The sequence below is a fragment of the Sediminivirga luteola genome, assembly GCF_014639315.1.
GTDB classification, from domain to species: Bacteria; Actinomycetota; Actinomycetes; order Actinomycetales; family Brevibacteriaceae; genus Sediminivirga; species Sediminivirga luteola.
The window spans coordinates 1-21,348 of record NZ_BMFY01000014.1; the positions used below are offsets into that span (position 1 = coordinate 1).

Consider the following 21,348-nt stretch of genomic DNA (forward strand, 5'->3'; position numbering starts at 1 on the left):
TCGAATACGAGACCATCATGAACCCGGCCGTGAGCCTCGCGGCCTGACACCCCCAACTGTCACCTAAATGTGCGGCAGTCCCGGTCGAAGTCCTCGACGAGTGACTTCCGTAGACCATCGGCGGAGTTCGAGTCAATGTACCCGCCGTTGGAGACGTACGCCAGAATTCCTGTGTGACCGAGCCGGTCGGTTCCCCAGCGGATTGCCCTGATGTAGGAGTCGTAGAGGCTGTTTTTGTTCTGTCCTTGAGTGCGCGCCGCGTATGTGTCTCGGATCCGCCCGTCGAGGGTGGGGTAGCTGGTGTTCGCATTGTTGTCGTTCGCTGAGGTTTGTCCAGCAGAGTAGGGCGGGTTTCCCACGACCACGCGGATATCGGCGTCCAGCTGGCGTTGAGCCCGCTCGTTGTTGGAGGCAAACACCTCTAGATCGAAGGTGTTCCCGTCCTCGGTCATCTGGAAGGTGTCGCCCAGGACAATGCCCTCGAACGGCCGGTAGTCCCCTTCGACCAGACCGTGGTAGGTGGCCTCGATGTTGATGGCGGCGATGTAATACGCGAGCAGCATGATCTCATTGGCGTGAAGCTCATGCGCATACTTGCGCGCCAGGTCATGCGGTGCGATGACGCCTGATTGCAGGAGTCGCACAATGAACGTACCGGTCCCGGTAAACGGGTCCAGGACATGCACGCCCTCGTCCGTGAGGCCAGCACCGAAATGTTCCCGGGAGAGGTCGTCGACGGCGCGGATGATGAAGTCAACAACCTCGATAGGCGTGTAGACCACGCCGAGGGCATCCGCTTGCTTGGGGAACGCTTGCTTGAAGAAGTTCTCGTACAGTTCCGTGATGATCCGCTGCTTACCGTCCGGGTTGTCTATGCCCGAGGCGCGCCGTGAGACGGATGCGTAGAAGCTGTTCAGCTCGGCGGTCTCCGCTTCAAGGTTGTTCCCCTGCAGCAGGTCGACCATACTCTGCATCACCTGCGAGACGGGGTTGTGCGCAGCGAAGTCGTACCGCTCGAAGAGCGCATCAAACACAGGCTTGGTGATCAGGTGCTGGGACAGCATCGAGATCGCGTCGGCATCTGTGATGCCCTCGTTCAAGTTGTGCTGAAGTGCGGCGACGAATTGGTCGAACTTTGCCGTGACCTCGGGTGACGGGTTCTGGGTGACCAGGGCGGTAATGCGGTCCGTGTGCCGGGCGGCGACGTCGGCGATTGTCCTTGACCAGTTCTCCCAGTACTCCCGGTCGCCAACCTTTTCCACGATCCGTGCGTAGATCGCGTCTTTCCATTCGTCTAGGCCGGGGAAGTCCAGTTCCAGCTGCTGCCCGCCGCTGACGATGGAATCATCGTCTTCGCTCCCGGTTCCCACGCCGATGATGTTGATCTTGGTGTCTCTGGCCTGGTTGAGGTCAATCTTGTTGACCAGCGCTTCAAACCGGTCGTCGTGCGAGCGCAGCGCATTGAGCACTGACCAAATGACCTTGTACTTCTTGGAGTCTTTCAGCGCCGTCGCCGGATCCTGTCCGACCGGGATGCCCACCGGAAGGATGATGTAGCCGTAATCCTTCCCCTTGGCCCGCCGCATGACCCGGCCCACGGATTGCACCACGTCCACCTGAGAATTCCGGGGATTCAGGAACAGGACCGCATCCAGATCGGGGACGTCCACGCCCTCGGAGAGACAACGCGCGTTCGTGAGGATGCGGATCTCGTCGTCGGCCAGCTGAGCTTCAAGCCACTGGAGCCGGGTGGTGCGCTCCAGGACATTCATACCGCCGTCTACATGCCGGGCACGGCACAGCAGAGCGTCGTCGTGACCGGCACTGAGCTGCTCGGTGACTCGTTCGAACATGCCCGCGACACGTTGTGACTCCTTGATGNCCGACGATGCGTGCGACATCGTCGATGCCGAGTTCCCCATCCTCCTCAGTGAGGAGGTTCTGGAACTGGGTGTTCACGGCATGCTCATCGACCGCGAGCACCAATACCTTGTAGTCAGTGAGAAGTCCGCGTTCCACGGCCTCGCCAAAACCCAGCCGGTAGAACTCCGGACCGTAGATCGACTCGTCGTCCATCGACGCGATCACGACCGACTTCTCGCCCGCCTTCTTCTTCGCATTATCGTCGAACACACGCGGGGTGGCGGTCATGTAGAGACGCTTGCTACCACGGACGATCGCGTTGTCATGAACCTTGGTAAAAGCAGACTCGTCCTGACCGGCGATCGTTACCCCGGTGGTGCGGTGGGCTTCATCGCAGATGATCAAGGCGAAGTCTGGGAACCCAAGTTGCTGGGCTCTGGCGATCACGTCGATGGACTGATAGGTAGAGAACACCACGGTGCGTCCGGCGTAGTCATCGGCCAAGGTCAGCTGGGAAACGAGCTTGCTCGGGTCAGTGGTGGCTGGCACCAGCAGATCGGTGGTGGAGATGTCCTCGGACGTGTTCTTGCCGACCTTCACATCCGAGCACACCGCCAGCGCTCTGAAGTCTTCGCCAGCGTCGCGTTTCCACGCGGTCAACGTTTGGGCGAGCAAAGAAATTGAGGGGACAAGGAAGAGCACATGCCCGTCCGAAGGAACCTGGTCCTGCATGATCTGCAGGGAGGTGTACGTCTTGCCGGTGCCGCACGCCATGACCAGCTTGCCCCGGTCGTGTGTGGCGAAGCCTTCTGCCACACGTGTGAGCGCCTCGCGCTGATGCGACCGAGGAGATTTCTCTGCATCCGCGCGGACCATATGTTCGGGCGTATCAAAGCTGAACTCGGCCCAGTCGATGGGCGCCTCAGCCAGGTCGATCAGTCCGATACGCGTGAGCGGCGGATCGAGGTCACGCAACTCATCCTCAGCGTGTTTGCTCCACTTGCTGGTAGTGGAGACGAGGAGCCGACGTGAGAACTCGCGAGTTGACGATGCTGCGATGAAGGAATCGATGTCCTTCTTAGCGACGGTGTGCTCGGGATCGAAGAACTTGCACTGGATAGCGACTTTTTCCCCGGTGGCGGCGTCAAGCGCCACCAGGTCGATGCCTGTATCCGCGCGGTTTCCGCGCTCCGGATAGTCGCGCCACAGCCAGACGTCAGAGAACTGACTCGCCCACGCAGGGTCGGTCAGGAGATAGGACCGCATGAGGCGTTCGAACTTATCGCCTTTATCGCGCTCGTCCAGCGCGCCGAAATACAGAGTGTCGAGCAGTGTGCCGAATGCGTCTTCTGCCGTCGCGGTCATGAGGACATTATGCCTGCCCAGGCGCACCCGGCCAGCGTCGACGACGCCATATGAATACGCGCGTATTCGACCTTGGATCGTTCCCGCCCGCAGCATTCGCGGACCCTTGTCAGCAGTCATACCCAGAGGGATACTTGATCTATGGCGATCACCACCATCAAAGTACGCCGCGAGACACGGGACCGTTTGAAGGAACAGGCTGCTGCGCGGCACCAGACGCTTGACCAGTACCTGACGTCCTTGGCGGATCAGGCTGCGCGTCAGGAACGGATGCAGCAGTGGTCCGAGTCTGTGCGCCGCACATCTGCCGAGGACATGGCCAGCTGGCGGGAGGAAAGCGCGGGCTGGGACCGCGCCTCGGGCGATGGTCTTTAGGATTCAGGATGGCCACTGAGGGGCGACTGGCGCCTGGCGAGATCTGGTGGGCATGGATGGGTGAGCCTGAGGGTCGCGAACAAGGAGGTCGGCGGCCGGTCGTGGTCATCAGCGGGCCCACCTACCTGCGGACTGTGGACACGCTGGTCATGGTGGCGCCGATTACCACCACGAGCCGGGGCTGGCTCAATCACACGCCGATCGAAGGCGATACGTCCGTGGCGGGCTATGCGATGTCCGAGCAAGCGCGTACCGTGAGCAGGTCGCGCCTGAAGACACGGGCAGGCCGCGTATCCCCTGCTTGCCTGGCCAAGATCCGCCGATGGGTCTGGGACTTCCTGGTGGAGTGATCGCCAGCCGGGGCGCGGGCTCTCGCTATTCCGCGCGGTTCCCGGTCTGCCCGGAGAGCTCCCGGGCCAGCGCGAAGAGCGCCGAATGGTCCAGGCCGCCATCGCCGCGCTGGACCGCCGCCGTGACGAGCTGCGCGACCGAGGCGCCCAGTGGCAGGGCAACGCCGGACTCGCGCGCAGCAGCGGTGACGATGCCCAGGTCCTTGTGATGCAGCTCCAGCCGGAAACCCGGTGCGAAGTCACCGTCGAGCATCTTCTGGCCCTTCTGATCCAGCACCTTGGAGCCGGCCAGCCCGCCGCCGAGGACATCGAGCGCGGCACGGGAGTCGACGCCATGCGCATCCAGGAACACCAGTGCCTCGGCCAAGAGCTGGATGTTCCCGGCGACGATCAGCTGATTCGCCGCTTTCACGGTCTGCCCGGCCCCGGCCGGTCCCACGTGCACGATGGTCTTACCGACCGCCTCGAACACCGGCGCCGCAGCGGCGAAGTCCTCCTCCCGTCCACCGGCCATGATGGACAGGGCGCCGTCAATCGCGCCCTGCTCACCCCCGGAGACGGGCGCGTCCAGCGGCCGCAGCCCGGCTTCGCGCGCCTGCTCCGCCAGACGGACCGCCACATCGGGACGGATGGTGCTCATATCCAGCCACAGGGCGCCGGTCTTCGCGCGGGCGAATATCCCGTCGGCGCCATCGGCCACAGCCTCCACGTCGGGGGAGTCCGGCAGCATGGTGATGATCGCGTCCGCCCCGCTGACCGCCTCGGCCAGGCTCTGCGCCCCGCGGCCACCGTCCTCCTCGAACTGGGCGATCTTCCCGGCGGACCGGTTGTGGCCGGTGACCTCGAACCCGGCTGCGAGCAGGTTCCTAGCCATGGGCATTCCCATGATCCCCAAACCGATGACAGTGACCTTGCTGATCGTCATGGCGCGTGTCCTCCCTGGTCCGGCGACGGTCGTGAACGACTCTGCTGCTGCGTGGCGTCGAGCATCGCGCTGGCCGTCCTGTCCGGAGCACAGCCGCGTATACCTGCCACCCGTCTCTGTCACCCAGTCTCTCACCCTGAACCGCCACCCAGGCGTGTCCCCTCGGGGCCTCGTGCTCCATTCTCGTTGCCACGTCACAGGGGTCGTCTTCGGTTGTCCCCAGCTCGTGATCGGTATGCCGGGTCATCCACAGCCTTCGCCTGCGCCTGCAGCGGTTCTCCCGTCCTTCCTAGAGTCCCGGTGCATGACCACATCGATATCCCCGCATCCCCGCCGGCTCGGCGGCGTCCTGACACTCATCCTGACACTCCTGCTCACGCTCACCTCAGCGCCCCTGCTCGCCCCGGCGGCGGCCTCGCCTTTCCCGGACGGCTACCCGAAGATGGGCAGTAGGGACGAATCCCAGTCCGGGCACCGGATCGCCACCGGCGACGGCGCCATCCGGACCAGGCTCTTCCCGCTCTACACTCAGCCCGGCGACGAACCGGACCAGCTGAGCTACTGCGTCGAGTTCTCCGTCAACGCCCGTTATGACCTGGGCATGTCCGTCGGAGGCTGGGATTCGTTCCCCGGCGACAACAACTTCGCCTCCGACGCGCAGGTGCGCGAGCACGTCGCATGGATCGTGCGCCACTCCTATCCGCAGACCCCCCTCGACGCTCTCGCCGAAGCCGCTGGAACGGACGGTCTCACCGCGGAGGACGCCATCGCCGCCACCCAGGCAGCCATCTGGACCTACACCGACGCCAAGCCGGCAAAAGCCGTATTCGCCTACAAAGGCCTGGCCACGGGCCGGGGCACCGACACCACATCGCCTGGAGCCCGGCGAGTCCAGGCGGTGATCGACTACCTGACCGGTGACGCCAATACCGGGAAACCACAGTCCGAAGGGCCCCAGCTGACGACCGCGGGTCTCGGCACGCCGGGTACAGCGGGAGAGAAGGTCGGGCCGGTGACGTTCAACGCCTCCGAAGCGGAACTCGCCGTCACCGCCGAGACGGACTATCCGCTCGTCTTCGCCGACGGTGCTCCGGTCGACCCGCAGCAGGTTCCCAGTGGCAGGGAGATCTTCCTGGATGTTCCCGCCGAAGCTCCTGCGGGGAGCGCTACGCTCTCGGCCACCGTGACGGGTCCCCGGTGGACGGGGATGCTCGTGAGCAATACCAAACCGCGCGCTCAGACCCTGATGATCTCCCGCAGCGAGGAGGCACAGGCATCGGCGGATGTCACTCTCACCTGGAAGGCGGTCCCTCGCATCGGCACGACCGCGCGCGACGGCGACGACGGAGACGACTTCCTGCCCGACTCAGGCCCGGCGACCGTCATCGATACCGTCGAGTACGCGGGGCTCGTTCCCGGCACTGAGTACGAGCTCCGGGGTGAACTGATGCTCCGCGGCGAAGACGGCCCCGAGCCCACGGGCATCACCTCGACGCTCACGTTCACCCCGGAGGAACCGGACGGAGCCGTGGAGCTGCGCTTCGAGGTGCCGGCCGATCAACTGCACGGGCAGACCGTCGTGGTCTACGAACGCCTCTACCGGGACGGCAAGGAGATCACGGCCCACGCGGACATCGACGACGAGGCGCAGACCGTCTACCGGCCGTTCATCGAGTCCGACGCCTACGATCTGGCCGACGGAGACCAGGCGCTTCCCGCGGCTGGCGGCACCCTACGGGACGAGATCGCCTATGCCGGGCTGCGCGCAGGCCAGTGGTATGCCGCGCGCGGCGAGGTGATGGACCGCGAGACCGGCGAGTCCACGGGCGTGACCGGCGAGGCGGAGTTCCTGGCCGGCAGTGCCACCGGGACCGTAGTGGTGGACTTCGATATCCCGGGCGAATATGCCGGCAAGACACTCGTGGTCTTCCAGCGGCTCTACTCGACGAGCGGGCCGGTGCTCACCGCGTACTCCACCTCTCAGGGAACCGCCGCGAGCTCGGCGTCTGCATCCTCCACGCCCGCATCGTCGGCGCCAGCACCCTCGACCCCTCCGGGTGAGGACGACGAGGTGCTCCTGGCCGTGCACGAGGACCTGAACGAAGAACGGCAGACGGTCGTCGTCGAAGAGGAACCACCCGCGCCGCCCGAGCAGACCACACCGCCGGAGCAGGCAACGACTCCGCCCGAAGAGACAGCACCGCCAGGAGAGACAGTGCCACCCGAAGAGACAGCACCGCCCGAGGAAACCGCCTCGCCGGAGCAGCCGACGACCCCGCCGGCGGAGGGCCCGGACGAACCGTCGCCGTCCACGCCGGCACCTGTCACCGAGGGGCCCGGTGAGGAACTGCCGCGGACCGGGAGCCCGTCCCTGCTCGTGCCGCTCGGCGTGGCGGTCGCGCTCCTGGGGCTGGGAGGGGCACTCCTCGGTGCCGGCGTGAGGTGGCGCGGCCGATGAAGCCGGGCCGGCGTGAGGTGGCGCGGCCGATGAAGCCGGCCGGCGGGCTACCGCACCGGGTGCCCGCTCATGATCGACACGGCGTTGAAGGCTGAGATCGTGATCGCCGTCCACACGATGGCCGAGGTCCCCTCGTCGCCCAGCAAGGCCCGGCAGGTTTCGTACTGCTCGGTATCCGCGACCTCCGGCCTCTCGGCGGCCATCTCCGCCAGAGTCAGCGCGGCCCGCTCCTGCGGGGTGAACAGCTCGGTGTCACGCCAGGCGGGAAGGGTGGCGAGCTTCTTCCCGGACACTCCCGCTTTCTCCGCGCGGCGGGTGTGCAGATTCAGGCAGAACGCGCAGGCGTGGATCTGGGAGACACGGACGTTCACGAGTTCCGCGAGGTCGCGGCCCAGTCCGGCGGACTCCAAGGCCCGGGAAGTGGCCTCGGCGACCTGTGTCAGCGCGGCGAAGATCTCCGGGTTCTGCTTGTCCAGGAAGATCCGCCGCGACGCACTCACTGGGCCCCCAGGCCGAATTCCTCGCGCCTGGCCTCGGGGACCAGATCGAGGTATTCACTGCGCTTGGCGATGAAGCCGCGGATCATCGGGCAGTGCGGCAGAACGCCCAGGCCGCTGTCCCGCGTGCTGTCCAGCGCAGCGGCGGCCAGCCGGTTCGCCAGCCCCCGGCCCTGGAACTCGTCGAAGACCACCGTGTGCGTGAACGCGCGCACTTCACCCGGCGCGTTGTGATACTCGGCGAAGCCCGCGAACTCGTCGTCGACGAAGAGCTCGAACCGGTGCTGCCGCTGCTGATGGATGATGGAGACCTCGGACACGGTGACCGCCCTTCCTCTCGCCGGGGTGAACAGGACCCGGCGCGCTGCGGCCAGCATACCCAGCCACGCGTCACGGAGTCCCTCTTCCAGCCACCGCGGCACGGTCACCCACCTGGACCCAGCCAGCCCCGTCCGGGAACGTCCACCGTTCGATCGACTCGGGTAGCATCTGCGCCCCGATCCCCGGTTTCCGCGGCGCCAGATAGCGCCCTGCGCGGACGATGACAGGTTCGGCGAAGTGCTCGTGCAGGTGGTCGACATACTCGATGAAGCGACCGTCCTGGCTGCCGGAGACCGCGGCGTAGTCGAAGAAGGAGAAATGCTGGACCAGCTCGCACAGTCCCACACCGCCGGCGTGCGGGCACACCGGAATCCCGAACTTCCGGGCGAGCAGGAGGTTCGCGAGGTTCTCGTTCACGCCGGCCACGCGGGTCGAGTCGATCTGCATCACGTCGATGGCCTCGGCCTGGAGAAGCTGCTTGAAGACGATCCGGCTCGGCACCGCCTCCCCGGTGGCGACACGCATCGGCGCGATCTCCCGCCGGATCCGTGCGTGGCCGAGGACGTCGTCGGTGCTCGTGGCCTCCTCGATCCAGTAAGGGTCGAACTCCGCCAGCTCCCGCAGCCAGGCGACGGCCTCAGGCACGTCCCATCGCTGATTGGCGTCGATGGCCACGGGGAAATCCCGGCCCAGCAGATCGCGTACCAGGCCGAGGCGGCGGCGGTCATCGCCGAGATCCCCGCCCACCTTCAGTTTGATCAGCGGAAACCCCTGGTCCGCTGCCTCTCGGGACAGGCGGAGCAGCTTCTCGTCCGAGTATCCCAGCCAGCCGGGGGACGTCGTGTAGGCGGGATAGCCCGCCTCCTCCAGGGAAGCGATCCGCTCGGCCTTGCCCTCCTGCCCGGCGCTGAGGATATCCAGGGCGTCCTGGGGGCTGAGGGCATCGGAGATGTGGGTGAAGTCGATCGCCGCGACCAGCTCTTCGGGCGGCAGCTCCGCAAGATAGCGCCACAGCGGCTTCCCGGCACGCCTCGCCGCGATGTCCCACAGCGTGTTCACCAGGGCACCGGCGGCCATATGGCTCACCCCCTTCTCGGGTCCGAGCCACCGGAGCTGCGAATCGTGCACCAGCAGGCGTGACGCCGCACCGAGGTCGTTCACCAGCTCGTCCAGGTCGCGTCCGAGCAGCAGGGCTCCGAACGACTCGATCGCCCGGACGACGATCTCGTTGCCGCGCCCCGCGGTGAACACGAATCCGTGTCCCTCCTCGCCGTTGTCCGCGACGAGACGCACGTATGCGGCGGAATAGTCCGGATCCACGTTGACGGCATCGGAACCGTCGAGCTCGAGGGAGGTGGGGAACCGCACATCGTGGGTGTGCACGGCGGAGATGACGGGCATGAGAGGTCCTTTCGGTCGCAGGTGAGGGAGTCAGCGCACCAGGCCTGGGAGCCAGGTGGTGAAGAACGGGAAGAACGTGACGATGAGCAGGACGAGCAGCAGCGGGACATAGAACGGGACGGCCCCGCGGATCACCCGCGAGACCGGGATGTCGGTCACGCTGGAGAGCACGAACAGCACGAGCCCGACCGGCGGGGTCAGCAGGCCCAGCATCAGATTGAAGATGATCACCATCGCGATATGCAGCGGGTCCAGGCCGAACTGCGTGGCCACGGGGGCCAGGACCGGCACGAGAATCAGGATCGCCGCGGTCGGCTCCAGCACAGCGCCGACGACGATCAGCAGCAGGTTGAGCAGGAGCAGGAAGACGATGGGGCTGCTGGTGAGTGAGAAGATCGCCTCCGCCGCGAGCTGCGGCGCCCGCTCCCGGGCAAGGACCCACCCGAACAGCGCCGCCGCGCAGACGATCAGCAGCACCGCGCCGCCTGTCTCCACCGTCGAGGAGACGATCCTCGTCAGGTTCGCGCGCGTCAGCGTCCGGTAGCAGGCCGACAGGGCCAGCATGTACAGGACGCCGATCCCGGCGGCCTCGGTGGGAGTGAAGAACCCGCCGAGGATGCCGCCCAGCACCACGACCGCGGCACCGAGCGCGGGCAGGGCCGAGAGCACCGGCAGCCAGCGTTCGCGTCCGCGCACCGCGGCCAGCCGTAGGCCGTCGTCCTTGCGGGTGGACCACCAGACCACAAGGCACAGGACGGTCACCAGCAGAAGCGCAGGCAGCACCCCGGCGACGAACAGCGCCCCGACCGACAGCCCGGCGGTCACCGCGTAGATGATCGCGGGAATCGACGGCGGCAGGATCGGCGCGATCAGCGAGGAGCTTGCGGTCAGCCCCACGGAGAACCCCTCCCCGTACCCCCGCTTGGTCATGGCGGGAACCTGGACGCGGCCGAGCGCCGCCGCATCGCTGATCGCCGCACCGCTCATCCAGGCGAACCCGAAGCTCGTCGCGACGTTGACGTAGCCCAGGGAGCCGCGGACATGCCCGATGAGCGCGGTAGCGGCATTGAACAGCCGATCCGAGATTCCCGAGACATTGGCGATGTTGCCCAGCATGATGAACAGCGGCACGGCCAGCAACGGGAAGGAGTTCACCCCCGAGAGCGTCTGCTGCGCGGCCAGCTGCAAAGACGCGGTGGGATCGAGCAGCACGTAGATCAGCGACGGGACGAGCAGGGCGATCGCCACCGGCACGCGGAGCACCAGGAGGATCAGGAGCGCGAGCACCATCCAGACGATCGTCATGGTCACACCCCTGCCTTCTCGATGTCCTGCCGTCCGGCGAACTGCCCGGGATGGCGCAGCGTGAGCCAGAGGTTGACGGCCGAGTGCAGCGCGGTGAGCGCGAACCCGGCGCTGATCGCGGCATACACGACGCTCAGCGAGATCCCGGTGCCCGGCGAGATCAAACGCGCCGATCCCTGCATCAGCGCGATGCCGCCCGCGGTCATGGCGACCGAGACCACGATCACCACGGCCGTCGCCGCGGCTTCGATCCCGGCCACGACGCGCCCGGTCCGGCCGCCGCCGTACAGCAGCACGGTGATGTGCCTGCGCCGGGCCGCGACGAAGGCCGCGGCGGTGAAGGTGAACCAGATGAAGACGAACCGCGCGAGTTCCTCGGTCCAGCTCAGCGGGCTACCGAGCACATAGCGACTGAAGACCTGGGTGATGATGAGCGCGAACAGCGTGCAGAGGAGCAGTATGGCTGCTCCGTGCTCCGTCCACACCAGGAGGCGGTACGCCCGGGACCGGGACTCCGGATAGTGCGGGTCGCCGGGTCCGGGGCGGACCGCCCCGGACCCGTCATGCTCACCCTGAGACGTCGACATCAGCTCTCCTGGATCTCCAGGTAACGCTCACCCCACGGGAAGCGCTCCGGGATCAGATCCGCGGCGCGCTGGCGGAAGTGCTCGACATCGACGTCGTCGTTGACCGTGATCTCCCCGGACTCCCGCCATTCCTCCAGGAACGAGGCCTCCTGATCCTCGATGCACTCCCGGACCGCGGTCTGCGCCTCCGCGGCGGCGGTGCGCAGCGCGTCCTGTTCCTCGGCGGAGAACGCCCCGAGAGAGGACTCGGAGGCCACCACCATGACGCCCTGGATCATGTGCCCGGTGAGATTCAGGTAGTCCTGCACCTCGTAGAACTTCTGGCTCGCGATCGTCGGGATCGGGTTCTCCTGGGCGTCGATGGTGCCCTGCTGCAGTGCCAGGTACGCCTCATCCAACGCCATCGGCGTCGCCGCGCCGCCCATGATCTCGGCCATGGTCAGGTAGAGCGGCGCGTCGGCCGCGCGGAGTTTCTGCCCGGCGAGGTCGTCCGAGGTGTGAACCTCGTTGTTGGCGGTGACGTGCCGGGTGCCGTAGTACCAGGACGACAGGACGTCGAGTCCGGAGGACTCCTTCAGCCCGGCCCAGATCTCGTCCCCGATGGGCCCGTTGAGCGTGGCCTCGAAATGGTCTACATCCCGGAAGAGATACGGCGCGTCGAACAGTGCGACGTTCTCCTCCCACACGCCCAGGAACGAGGGGCCCGCGACCGCGAGATCCAGGCCGCCACTGGCCACCTGCTCGAGGCTTTCCGCCTCACTGCCCAGCTGAGCCGCGGGATAGGAGTCGACGACGAGGCCGCTGTCCTGGAGCGACTCGTTGATGGCGGGCACGCCGCAGGTCTCCACCGGATGGGAAGGATCGTAGACATGAGCGAACCGGACGTGGCGGGCATCGGCGTCCGCTGCCGCCTGGTTGCTCTGCGGTGCTTCGGTGCCGACGCAGCCGGCCAGCGCCAGCGAGGCGACGGCGAGCCCGGCGACGGCCAGACGAGGAAGGCGATGTGTGCCGAACGTGCTCTGATGTGGTGCCATGGCGATTCTCCTTTGAATACGCGTATGAGCGGATTGATCAGTTGACGGTCGTGATCGGCGAAACGCCGCGGGCCGCGGCGCACTCCTGGATCTGATGGACGGTGGAAGCCGCGAGCATGATGTGCTCCCGGTGCTGCGCCCGTGCCGCGGCTTCCCGGTCCCCGGGGGCGAGGACGTCCTCGCCTGCCGCCCGTACTGTGCGGCGCAGCTCGGAGACGCGCTCGCGGGTGTGGGACAGGCCGGTGAACGCCTCGGGATCGATGACGATGAGGGTATGCCCGACGTTCATCCGGGATGCCGGATTGGCCCAGATGTCCTGGGTCTCGAATGCGAAGCCGGACCTGCCGAGCACGACGGAGAGCGCCTCCAGGCCCACCGCCAGAGCCGAGCCCTTGTGGCCGCCGAAGGCGGTCAGCGCACCGGACATCGCTGCTTCCGGATCGGTCGTGGGGTTCCCGCGTGAGTCGACGGCCCAGCCCTCGGGCAGCGGATCCCCCGCGTTCCGTGCGGCGATCACCTTTCCGTAGGCCCCCGTGCTGGTGGCCATGTCGATGCTGAGCGGCGACTGCTCGTCGGCGGGTGCGCTGAGGGAGAACGGATTGGTGCCCAGCACCGCGCGTGCGGCCCCGTGGGGCGCCACCACCGGCCCCGTGGTGGAGGTGCACAACCCGATGTACCCGTCCAGGGCGAGTTGGTCCGTCCAGTAGGCGCCGGCACCGTAGTGGGAACTGCCCTGGACGGCGACCACGACCACGGCCCTGCCGGCCAGCTGCTCCCGCGCGTACCGCAGCGCCTCCGTCATCGCCACCTGCCCGAACGCGCCGTCCGCCTCCAGCAGGCCGGCCCCCTCGCGGGTGGGAAGCCACCGCATCGCCGGATCCACGTTGATCCCGCCTTGCTCCGCCGCGGCCACGTAGAGGGGAAGCCTCAGCAGGCCATGGGAGGCGACCCCGCTGCGATCGGCGTAGAGCAGGCTGTCCGCCGTGCACCGGGCATGGTCTGCGTCCGCGCCGGCGGCCTCCAGGAGCTCGCAGGCGATCCTCCGCGCCTCGTCGACGCCGACGCGCAGCGGCCTGAGCGCGTTCATACGACGACCTCCTCTCCGACCGTCATCCGGTCGATCGCCTGCCGGTCCCAGTCGATCCCGAGACCTGGGGCATCCGAGGCCACGGCGTACCGGTCCTCGACGAGGATGTGGTCACGCGTGATGCCGCGCAGCTGGGGAATGTACTCCACATACGCGCCGTTGGGCACCGCGCAGGTGAGCCCCAGATGGAGCTCCATCAGAAAATGCGGGCAGACCGGCACGTTCGCCGCCTCGGCGAGGTGCGCGACCTTCAGCCACGGCGTGATCCCGCCGATGCGCGCGGCGTCCACCTGGACGATGGAGGCGGCATGCCGCTGCAGATAGGCGCGGAACTGGGGCACGGTCGTGAGCGTCTCGCCCACGGCGATCGGTATCGAGGTCCGAGCCGCGAGGAAGGCGTGGTCCTCGACGTCCTCCGATGGCAGCGGCTCCTCGAGCCACGCGACACCGACCTCCTCGAAGGCCCGTGCCCGGCGGATCGCCTCGGGCAGCGTGAAACCCTGGTTGGCGTCCACGAAGAGAGCGAAATCATCGCCTACGGCCTGCCGCACCGCCCGCAGCCGGTCCATGTCCTCACCGAGGGTCGGCCTGCCGACCTTCACTTTGGCGGCGTTCCACCCGCGTTCTTTCACGCTCAGCACGCCGTCGACGAGGGCGGCTCCGTCAAGGTGGAGCCAGCCGTTCTCGGTGTCGTACACCTCGGTGCGATCGTGATGCCCGCCCGCAGCGATCCACAGCGGCTCTGCTCGCCGCCGGCACAGGAGGTCCCACAGGGCGGTGTCCACAGCCGCGAGGGCCAGAGCGGTGAGGGTGCCCGGCGTCGTTGATCTGGTGGTGTCGCGCAGGGTGTGCCAGAGCGCGTCGATCCGACGGGAGTCGGCACCGATCAGGCGGGGCAGGAGGACGTCCCGCAGGAGCGCCATGACGGCGGAACCGCCGGTGCCGATCGTGTAGCTGTAGCCCGTGCCGGCGAGTCCGTCGGCGGTGACGATCTCGACGAGGGGCGTCTCTTGTGCTCGGAAGGACTGGATGGCGTCTGAACGCGGCGTCTCGACCGGTATCTCAACCAGGCGTGCCCGTGCCCGGACGATGGTGTGGTCTGGTGTCATGGTGTTCTCCGATGCGTCATTGCAGAGGAGCTGATGTGGCCGGGCGGGTGCGCCGGCGTGGTCACTCCGGCCGGAGCCGGAGGGCGTGCATCCCGCCGTCCACGGCCAATGCGACGCCCGTGGTCGAGGACGCCGCCGGGCTCGCCATATAGGCGACGGCATGCGCGACTTCATATGCGGTGACCAGCCGCCCGTGCGGCTGCCTGGCCTCCAGCGCGGCGCGTTCGGCAGCGGGATCCTCCGCTGCGTCCAGCAGGCGCGCCACCCACGGTGTGTCCGCGGTGCCGGGATTGACGCAGTTGACCCGGATGCCCTCACGAAGGTGATCGGCGGCCATCGCGAGGGTGAGGGAGTACACCGCGCCCTTCGAGGCGGAGTACAGCGCGCGCTGCGGGAGACCGGCCGTCGCAGCCACGGAGCAGGTGTTGACGATCGCCGCGTGCGGGGAACGGCGGAGGTACCCCAGCGCGGCGCGGGTGACACGTGCGATCCCGGTGACGTTGACGTCCAGCACCCGGTGCCATTCCTCGTCGGAGTTGTCCGCTACCGTCCCGGCAGCGCCGATGCCGGCGTTGTTCACGACGATGTCGATCCCGCCCAGGGCCTGAGCGGCGCGCCGCACCGCCGCCTCGACCGAGCGCGTATCGGACACATCGCAGCGCACGGGGATGATCGCGCTTTCCCCGGTCCCCGCGGCATGGTCGTCCACCGCGATGTCCAGCGCGGCGACTCGCGCTCCCAGTCCCGCGAAGACCTGCGTGATCGCCGCGCCGATCCCGGAAGCGCCTCCGGTGACGATGGCGGCGAGGCCTTCGAGCGGACCGGTGCCCTGACCCGCCTGATTCGCCGGCGCTGTGGGGCGCGCTGGTGCCAGCCCGGTCATGGCTGCACCGTGACCTGCTGCCGCTGGCGGCCCAGGCCCTCGATCTCGAGTTCGACGACATCGCCGTCGCTCAGGTAGGGGAACTTCCCGGACAGCGCGACGCCCTCGGGAGTGCCGGTGAGGATCACGTCGCCCGGTTCGAGCACCATGTACCGGGTGAGGTCGATCAGGATCTCCTCGACGGAGAAGACCATATCGGAGGTGCGGGAATCCTGGCGGGGCTCGCCGTTGACGGTGCTGCGCAGCCGCAGGTCGGTGTGGGGGACGTCTGCGGCGGGCACCAGCCAGGGTCCCAGCGGCAAGAACCCGGGGAAGCTCTTTCCCTTCGACCACTGGCCGCCGGAGACGTCCAGCTGAGCGGTGCGCTCGGAGAGGTCGTTCGCCAGGACGAAGCCCGCGATCGCGCCGCGTGCCTCATCCGCGGTCTGCGCCTGGTAGACCCGTTGTCCGATGACCACCCCGAGCTCCACCTCCCAGTCTGCCCGCGAGGCGTACCGGGGGAGGACGATCTCGTCGTGAGGACCGGTGATCGCATTCGGCAGCTTCAGGAAGATGACGGGAACCTCGGGCGGCGTGGCGCCGCTTTCGGCCGCGTGCGCTGCATAGTTCATCCCGACGCAGACGACCGCGTGCGGCCGTGCCACCGGCGCGCCGACGCGCAGCTCGGCGGCGCCCGCGAGTTCGGGAAGCGTCCCGGATTGGAAAGCTTTCGCCGCGCGTTCGAGTCCTCCGGAGGCCAGGAAAGCGCCGTCGATGTCGTCCGTCAGGCTGCGCAGATCGTAATACCGCGTGCCCTCAGGGGTGTCCGCGGCAAGGGCGGGGATCTCCCCGCCAGCCGGACCGAGGCGTGTGTACCGGATAGTCATCGTCGTATCGGCTCCTTAGGGTGAACGGCTCTTGGACTTGTCAGTGAGAGGCGGCTTGAGGCCGGAGAAGGCTGCCCGACGTGTCCTGGTCGGTCAGTTCCGGCGCACCACTGTGCTCCGGATCTCAGGAAAGCCGTGCGCGGAGTCGGCTGTGAACCCGAGAGAGAAGCGCCGCATGGCGGCGAAGAGATGGTCGCGCATCGCCTGCTCCGCAGCGGCGGGGTCGGCTGCCAGGACCGCCTCGGCGATCCGGCGGTGCTCGGCTACCGTCTGCTCCCCGTTCAGGTCCGCGGGGTAGAGGCGGAACAGGTGCAGGTGCGCGTGAATCTGCCGGTAGGCGTCACTGAGGAAACGGTTCCCGACGGATTCGAAGAGCGCGTCGTGGAACGCGACGTCATGGGAGGCGAGCTCGTATCCATGCTCGTGCTGCCCGTAGGCCTGGATGAAACGGTCGACCTCGTCGAGCAGATCCTGGCCGGGGTTCGCGGTGCGGTCGGTGGCGGCGGCCCGCGCAGTCCAGGGTTCCAGCAGCAGCCGTACCTCGAACATGTGCCTGAGTTCGTGGGCGTTGAGCAAGGGAGTCGTCCAGTAGCCCCGTGGCTGGCGCCGGGCGACCAGTTTGTCCCCCTCGAGTCGCTGGACAGCTTCTCGTACCGGTGTCTGGGAGACGCTGAGCTGCCGGGCGAGTTTGTCGATGTTGACCTTGGTGTCCGGCGGGATCTGGTTGGACAGGATCATGGCCTTGATCCGCTCGTAGACCGACAGCTGCTCGGGCCGCGCCGGCGCTCCCGGCTGCGGGTCCGGGCGGTGGCCGGGTCCGGTCATCTCGGTGGTATCAGGCATCGGCGTCTCCGTTTCCGCGCAGCCGCGCGAGGTCTCGCCACAGCGTGCGTATCCCGTACTCCCACGGGGGAAGCTCCTCGGTGCGGGCGACCGCGTTGACGAGCGTGCCCAGTCGGGGATTGCCGATCGTGACGACATCGCCGGGCCGGTGGGTGAACCCCTCGCCGGGAGCGTCACGGTCCTCGGTGGGGGCGAAGAGCGTTCCGGTGAAGAGCGCGAAGCCGTCGGGGTACTGATGGTGCGGGCCGTAGGCGGCGTCGACGAGCGATTCGAAGCTGCGGCTGAGCGCCGCCACCGAGTTGATCCCCTCCAGCTCGAAACCGTCCGCACCCGTGACGTTCAGGGCGATGGTCAGCTCTCCGGCGTCCTCCAGGGAGAACGCGTCGTCGAAGAGGCGGATGAAGGGCCCGAGGGACGTGGACCGGTTGTTGTCCTTGGCCATGCCGAGCAGGAGCGCGGAGCGTCCTTCCACGTCCCGCAGGTTGACGTCGTTGCCGAGCGTCACGCCGGCGATGCGTCCGCCGGGGGTGACGATCAGCACCAGTTCGGGTTCCGGGTTGTTCCAGTGGGAGAAGGCGGGGATGCCGATCGCGGCGCCCGACCCCACCGAGGAGAGCACCGGGCCTTTCGTGAACACCTCGGGGTCCGGTCCCAGGCCGACCTCCAGGTACTGCGACCACCAGCCGCGGTGGCTCAGGAACTGCTTCACGCGCGCTGCTTCGTCGCTGCCCGGCACGATATCGGCCAGGTCCAGGTCCAGCTCTGAGCGCATTGCGTTGCGCACCTCCGCGGCGACCGCGGGATCGCCGTGAGCCCGTTCCTCGATGACCCGTTCGATCATCGAGCCGGCGTAGGTGACGCCGCAGGCCTTGAGCACCTGCAGGTCGACGGGCGGCAGGAGCAAGGGATCGCGGGCGGGATCGCCCCCGTCGTCCAGCTCGCAGCGCACCTCGGCGGTGGTCCAGTCCGGTGCCCGCCGGGTCACTGCGGCAATCGCTTCCCCGGCGCCCTCATCGTCGAGCAGGTCCGCGACGGTCGGGTTCACCGCGCTCAGATCCCAGAGAGCGTCTTCCCGGTAGGCCACAGGCACAGGCGCGCGCCGGAGCGGATCGTGCACCCGGCCGATGTACGTTCCTGGCTCGCGGGGAAACATCCCGGCGCGGGCGGAGTCGTACGCCTGCCGGGTCTGTTCCGGTGAATGGCTGATGGAGACCGTCATGCCTCTCCTCATTGAGCGGCGTGGAAACGGGTCGTTTCCTATACGTTTTCGCAGAATCGTATAGGCAATGGGCAAGCGTGGCAAGGGTCACAGTTGCCCGATGCGCTGACCACATGCCGGGGACGGTGCGCGGAACGAAACCGTGGTGCTCACCCCGGTGCGTGCGCAACCGTGGCGCCCACCCCGGTGCGTGCCGCGCCAGCAGCCCGTCTGCGCTATCCGCGCAGCCGCGGTGCCGCTGCGACGAGCGCTTTCGTATAGGGCTCCCCCGGGTGGCTGAAGATCTCCTCGGTGGGGCCGTGTTCCACGATCCGGCCGTCTCGCATCACCATGACGTCGTCGGTCACGGCCCGCACCACGCCCAGATCGTGTGAGACGAGTATCAGGCTCAGCCCCAGTTCGGCTCGCAGCTCGTCCAGCAGGTCCAGCACCTGGGCCTGGATCGACACGTCCAGGCTGGAGAGTGGTTCATCGGCGATGAGCAGCTCGGGTCGCTGCGCCAGGGCCCGGGCGATGGCGACCCGCTGCCGTTGACCGGGGGACAGGTTCCGCGGCCGCCTGGCGGCGATCTCCTCGGTCAGCCGCACTCGCCGCAGGAGTGCTGGGACCTCGCTGCGCGCCCCGGCCGCATCGGCGAGCGTCTTCCCGACCGTCCATCGCGGGTCCAGCGCCCCGAAGGGGTCCTGCGGCACCGCGGCGATCCGCCGGCGCCGGGATCGCCGGCGGCTCTCGGGACCCGGTACCCAGGCTTCGCCCGCGAGTTCCATGGTGCCGGAGTCCGGCCGTTGAAGGCCCAGGAGAACCCGCGCGAAGGTCGACTTCCCCGAACCGGACTCGCCGACGATGCCCAGGCTGCTGCCGCGCCGGAGCTCCGCCGAGACGCCTTCCACCGCCTGCAGGCGCCTGCCGCCGGGCAACCGGAACGACACGTGGATGTCCCGTGCCCGCAGCAACGGCGGCTCTCCGGGAGCCGGCTCGCCAGAATCCGGCGCCACAGCATCAGGACCCGGCACCGTGACGCCGGGAGCCGGCTGCTCCGGCGCGGCTCGACGTGGCCGCTCCGCCGGTACGGCGTCCAGCAGCATCCGGGTATACGAGTGCCCGGGCGCGGAGACGACCCTCGTCGCCGGCCCTTCCTCGACCACTTGCCCCTCGCGCATCACCAGGATCCGGTTGGCCAGCTGCGCCACCACGGCCAGATCGTGGCTGATCAGCAGAACGCCGCGACCCTCATCGGCGAACGAGGCCAACAGCTTCAGGATCCCCGCCTGCACGGTCGCATCCAGGGCGGTCGTGGGTTCATCGGCGATCAGCAGGTCCGGCTCAGCCGCGATCGCCGCGGCGATGAGCACCCGCTGCCGCAGCCCGCCGGAGAGCTCGCCCGGCCGTTGACCCGCGCGCAGTTCGGGCTCGGGCACCCCGGCACGCGTGAGCAGCTCAACCACTCGCTGCCGCCGGGCCCCGGCGTCCAGCCCGGTATGGAGGCGCAGTGCATCGGCGATCTCACGGCCCACCGGACGCAACGGGTCCAGCCCCGCGAACGGATCCTGAGCCACCAAACCCACGCGATTCCCGCGCAGGTCCCGCAGGCGCCGCTCCAGCTGTGCGCCGCGGGTTTCGGTCACCCCGTGCAAGACCCGCCTCAGCCGCGACGGTTCGCGTTCGCGGGCCGGACCAGTTGAGCGGCCGAGGTCTCCGTTTCCGTGGCTGCCGGGACGTCGGCCGGCACTCGCAGCGTCCGGCACCGTGCCATCGGCGCGGGTCGCGTCGGCCAGCACATTGACCCCGGCGACACGCAGCCGCGCGGCGCGCACATCCACTCCCGAGGACGTCCCGGAGACAGTTCCCCCCGCCAAGCCCAGCAGAGCGCGTGCCGTCACGCTCTTCCCCGAGCCCGACTCCCCGACGAGCGCCACGACCTCACCGGGACTGACCTGCAAGGACACACCACGGACGGCCGGCACCCCGCGGAACGAGACGTGCAGGTCCCGGACGTCGACGAGGAGGTCGCTGTCCCGGCTCATGATTCCCTCACCCTCTGCTCCAGCGAGCGGCCCAGCAGAGTGGCGGCCGTCGCGGCCAGCACGATGGCGGTGCCCGGCGCGATGGTCAGCCACGGGGCCACCTCCAGATACGTGCGGCCGGCGGCCAGCATCGCGCCCCATTCCGCCGCCGGCGGGGGAGTGCCCAGCCCCAGGAAGCTCAGCGCGGAGGCCCACACGATGGTCTGGCCCAGTCCCAGCGTCGCCAGCACGAAGACGCTGCCGAGCGCATTGGGCAGGATGTGGCCGGTGAACCTGCGCCACCAGCCGTGTCCCAGCAGCACCGCGGCCTCGACGTACCCGGCTTGGCGGACGCGGCGGAACTCCCCGCCGATGATGCGCGCATACCCCGGTGCCACCGAGAGGCCCACCGCGATCGTCGCCACCACGGGACTCGGACCCGTCAGAGCGATCAGCAGCAACGCCAGCAAGATGCCCGGGAAGGCGAAGAACACCTCGGTCACCCGGCCCGCGGTGAAGTCCAGCCACCGGGGGCCGAGCCCCGCCGCGGCGCCGAGGACCAGCGCCAGGACGAGGCCGATCGCGGTGGCGGCCACCCCGATCAGCAGAGACGGGCGGGCGCCGTGCACCACCCGGGTGTACACGTCCCGGCCCGATTCGTCCGTGCCGAAAGGATGCGCCCACGACGGCGGCTGGAAGGCGTCGACGGGATTCACCGCGAGCGGACTGCCGGGCGCGAGGAGACCCGGGGCCACGGCAGCAGCGACGAACAAGAGCAAGATCACAGCGGAGGCCAGCTCGACCAGACGGATCCGGCGCAGCATCCGTCGCCAGGCCGGAAGCGCACCGTCTCTCCC

At 68.1% G+C, this 21,348-nt stretch carries 19 protein-coding genes and 1 pseudogene; 3 read left to right on the forward strand and 17 right to left on the reverse strand.

Annotated elements, in window-relative coordinates:
* Positions 1-59: 59 nt before the first annotated feature.
* Positions 60-1,853, reverse strand: coding sequence for an N-6 DNA methylase (locus IEW13_RS17545; RefSeq protein WP_444544409.1), 1,794 nt, complete (start codon positions 1,851-1,853; stop codon positions 60-62).
* Positions 1,854-2,193: 340 nt separating this feature from the next.
* Positions 2,194-3,348: pseudogene (locus IEW13_RS17550) on the reverse strand (restriction endonuclease); the annotation flags it as partial.
* 21 nt (positions 3,349-3,369) lie between these two features.
* Between IEW13_RS17550 and IEW13_RS13835 the strand changes: the two are divergent.
* The gene (locus IEW13_RS13835; protein WP_188551523.1) at positions 3,370-3,603 is read left to right on the forward strand and encodes a hypothetical protein; all 234 of its coding nucleotides are present in this window, start codon (positions 3,370-3,372) and stop codon (positions 3,601-3,603) included.
* Between the two features lie 8 nt (positions 3,604-3,611).
* Positions 3,612-3,953, forward strand: coding sequence for a type II toxin-antitoxin system PemK/MazF family toxin (locus tag IEW13_RS13840; protein WP_188551524.1), 342 nt, complete (start codon positions 3,612-3,614; stop codon positions 3,951-3,953).
* Between the two features lie 25 nt (positions 3,954-3,978).
* On the opposite strand, the gene IEW13_RS13845 is transcribed toward IEW13_RS13840, so the two are convergent.
* A complete protein-coding gene (locus tag IEW13_RS13845; RefSeq protein ID WP_188551611.1) occupies positions 3,979-4,872 on the reverse strand; it encodes a 2-hydroxy-3-oxopropionate reductase in 894 nt (297 codons plus the stop codon).
* Between the two features lie 310 nt (positions 4,873-5,182).
* Here IEW13_RS13845 and IEW13_RS13850 point away from each other — a divergent pair, with 310 nt between their 5' ends.
* A complete protein-coding gene (locus IEW13_RS13850; RefSeq protein WP_188551525.1) occupies positions 5,183-7,336 on the forward strand; it encodes a VaFE repeat-containing surface-anchored protein in 2,154 nt (717 codons plus the stop codon).
* A gap of 47 nt (positions 7,337-7,383) precedes the next feature.
* On the opposite strand, the gene IEW13_RS13855 is transcribed toward IEW13_RS13850, so the two are convergent.
* The 14 genes from IEW13_RS13855 to IEW13_RS13920 all read right to left on the reverse strand — a co-directional run bounded on the left by IEW13_RS13855 (position 7,384) and on the right by IEW13_RS13920 (position 21,315).
* The gene (locus IEW13_RS13855) at positions 7,384-7,836 is read right to left on the reverse strand and encodes a carboxymuconolactone decarboxylase family protein (protein WP_229745177.1); all 453 of its coding nucleotides are present in this window, start codon (positions 7,834-7,836) and stop codon (positions 7,384-7,386) included.
* Positions 7,833-8,153, reverse strand: a complete 321-nt coding sequence (locus IEW13_RS13860) for a GNAT family N-acetyltransferase (RefSeq protein WP_229745178.1) — start codon at positions 8,151-8,153, stop codon at positions 7,833-7,835. The genes IEW13_RS13855 and IEW13_RS13860 overlap by 4 nt, the downstream gene beginning before the upstream one ends.
* Before the next feature lie 70 nt (positions 8,154-8,223).
* A complete protein-coding gene (locus IEW13_RS13865) occupies positions 8,224-9,555 on the reverse strand; it encodes an enolase C-terminal domain-like protein (protein WP_188551526.1) in 1,332 nt (443 codons plus the stop codon).
* Between the two features lie 30 nt (positions 9,556-9,585).
* Positions 9,586-10,860, reverse strand: coding sequence for a TRAP transporter large permease (locus IEW13_RS13870; RefSeq protein WP_188551527.1), 1,275 nt, complete (start codon positions 10,858-10,860; stop codon positions 9,586-9,588).
* A gap of 2 nt (positions 10,861-10,862) precedes the next feature.
* Positions 10,863-11,447 (reverse strand): TRAP transporter small permease, encoded by a 585-nt coding sequence (locus IEW13_RS13875; protein WP_188551528.1) that lies wholly within the window; start codon positions 11,445-11,447, stop codon positions 10,863-10,865.
* The gene (locus IEW13_RS13880) at positions 11,447-12,481 is read right to left on the reverse strand and encodes a DctP family TRAP transporter solute-binding subunit (RefSeq protein WP_188551529.1); all 1,035 of its coding nucleotides are present in this window, start codon (positions 12,479-12,481) and stop codon (positions 11,447-11,449) included. The genes IEW13_RS13875 and IEW13_RS13880 overlap by 1 nt, the downstream gene beginning before the upstream one ends.
* A gap of 37 nt (positions 12,482-12,518) precedes the next feature.
* Positions 12,519-13,568: an Ldh family oxidoreductase gene (locus tag IEW13_RS13885; RefSeq protein ID WP_188551530.1), complete on the reverse strand. Its 1,050-nt coding sequence runs from the start codon at positions 13,566-13,568 to the stop codon at positions 12,519-12,521.
* The gene (locus tag IEW13_RS13890; protein ID WP_188551531.1) at positions 13,565-14,677 is read right to left on the reverse strand and encodes a mandelate racemase/muconate lactonizing enzyme family protein; all 1,113 of its coding nucleotides are present in this window, start codon (positions 14,675-14,677) and stop codon (positions 13,565-13,567) included. The genes IEW13_RS13885 and IEW13_RS13890 overlap by 4 nt, the downstream gene beginning before the upstream one ends.
* Positions 14,678-14,738: 61 nt before the next feature.
* A complete protein-coding gene (locus IEW13_RS13895) occupies positions 14,739-15,560 on the reverse strand; it encodes an SDR family NAD(P)-dependent oxidoreductase (RefSeq protein ID WP_188551532.1) in 822 nt (273 codons plus the stop codon).
* Positions 15,557-16,426 (reverse strand): fumarylacetoacetate hydrolase family protein, encoded by an 870-nt coding sequence (locus IEW13_RS13900; protein ID WP_229745179.1) that lies wholly within the window; start codon positions 16,424-16,426, stop codon positions 15,557-15,559. The genes IEW13_RS13895 and IEW13_RS13900 overlap by 4 nt, the downstream gene beginning before the upstream one ends.
* Positions 16,427-16,519: 93 nt before the next feature.
* Positions 16,520-17,269 (reverse strand): GntR family transcriptional regulator, encoded by a 750-nt coding sequence (locus tag IEW13_RS13905; RefSeq protein ID WP_229745180.1) that lies wholly within the window; start codon positions 17,267-17,269, stop codon positions 16,520-16,522.
* Positions 17,262-18,488: a fumarylacetoacetate hydrolase family protein gene (locus IEW13_RS13910; protein WP_229745181.1), complete on the reverse strand. Its 1,227-nt coding sequence runs from the start codon at positions 18,486-18,488 to the stop codon at positions 17,262-17,264. Before IEW13_RS13910 ends, IEW13_RS13905 begins: the two co-directional genes overlap by 8 nt.
* Before the next feature lie 215 nt (positions 18,489-18,703).
* Positions 18,704-20,512, reverse strand: a complete 1,809-nt coding sequence (locus tag IEW13_RS13915) for an ATP-binding cassette domain-containing protein (RefSeq protein ID WP_188551533.1) — start codon at positions 20,510-20,512, stop codon at positions 18,704-18,706.
* Positions 20,509-21,315, reverse strand: a complete 807-nt coding sequence (locus IEW13_RS13920) for an ABC transporter permease (RefSeq protein ID WP_188551534.1) — start codon at positions 21,313-21,315, stop codon at positions 20,509-20,511. The genes IEW13_RS13915 and IEW13_RS13920 overlap by 4 nt, the downstream gene beginning before the upstream one ends.
* Between the last annotated feature and the right edge of the window lie 33 nt (positions 21,316-21,348).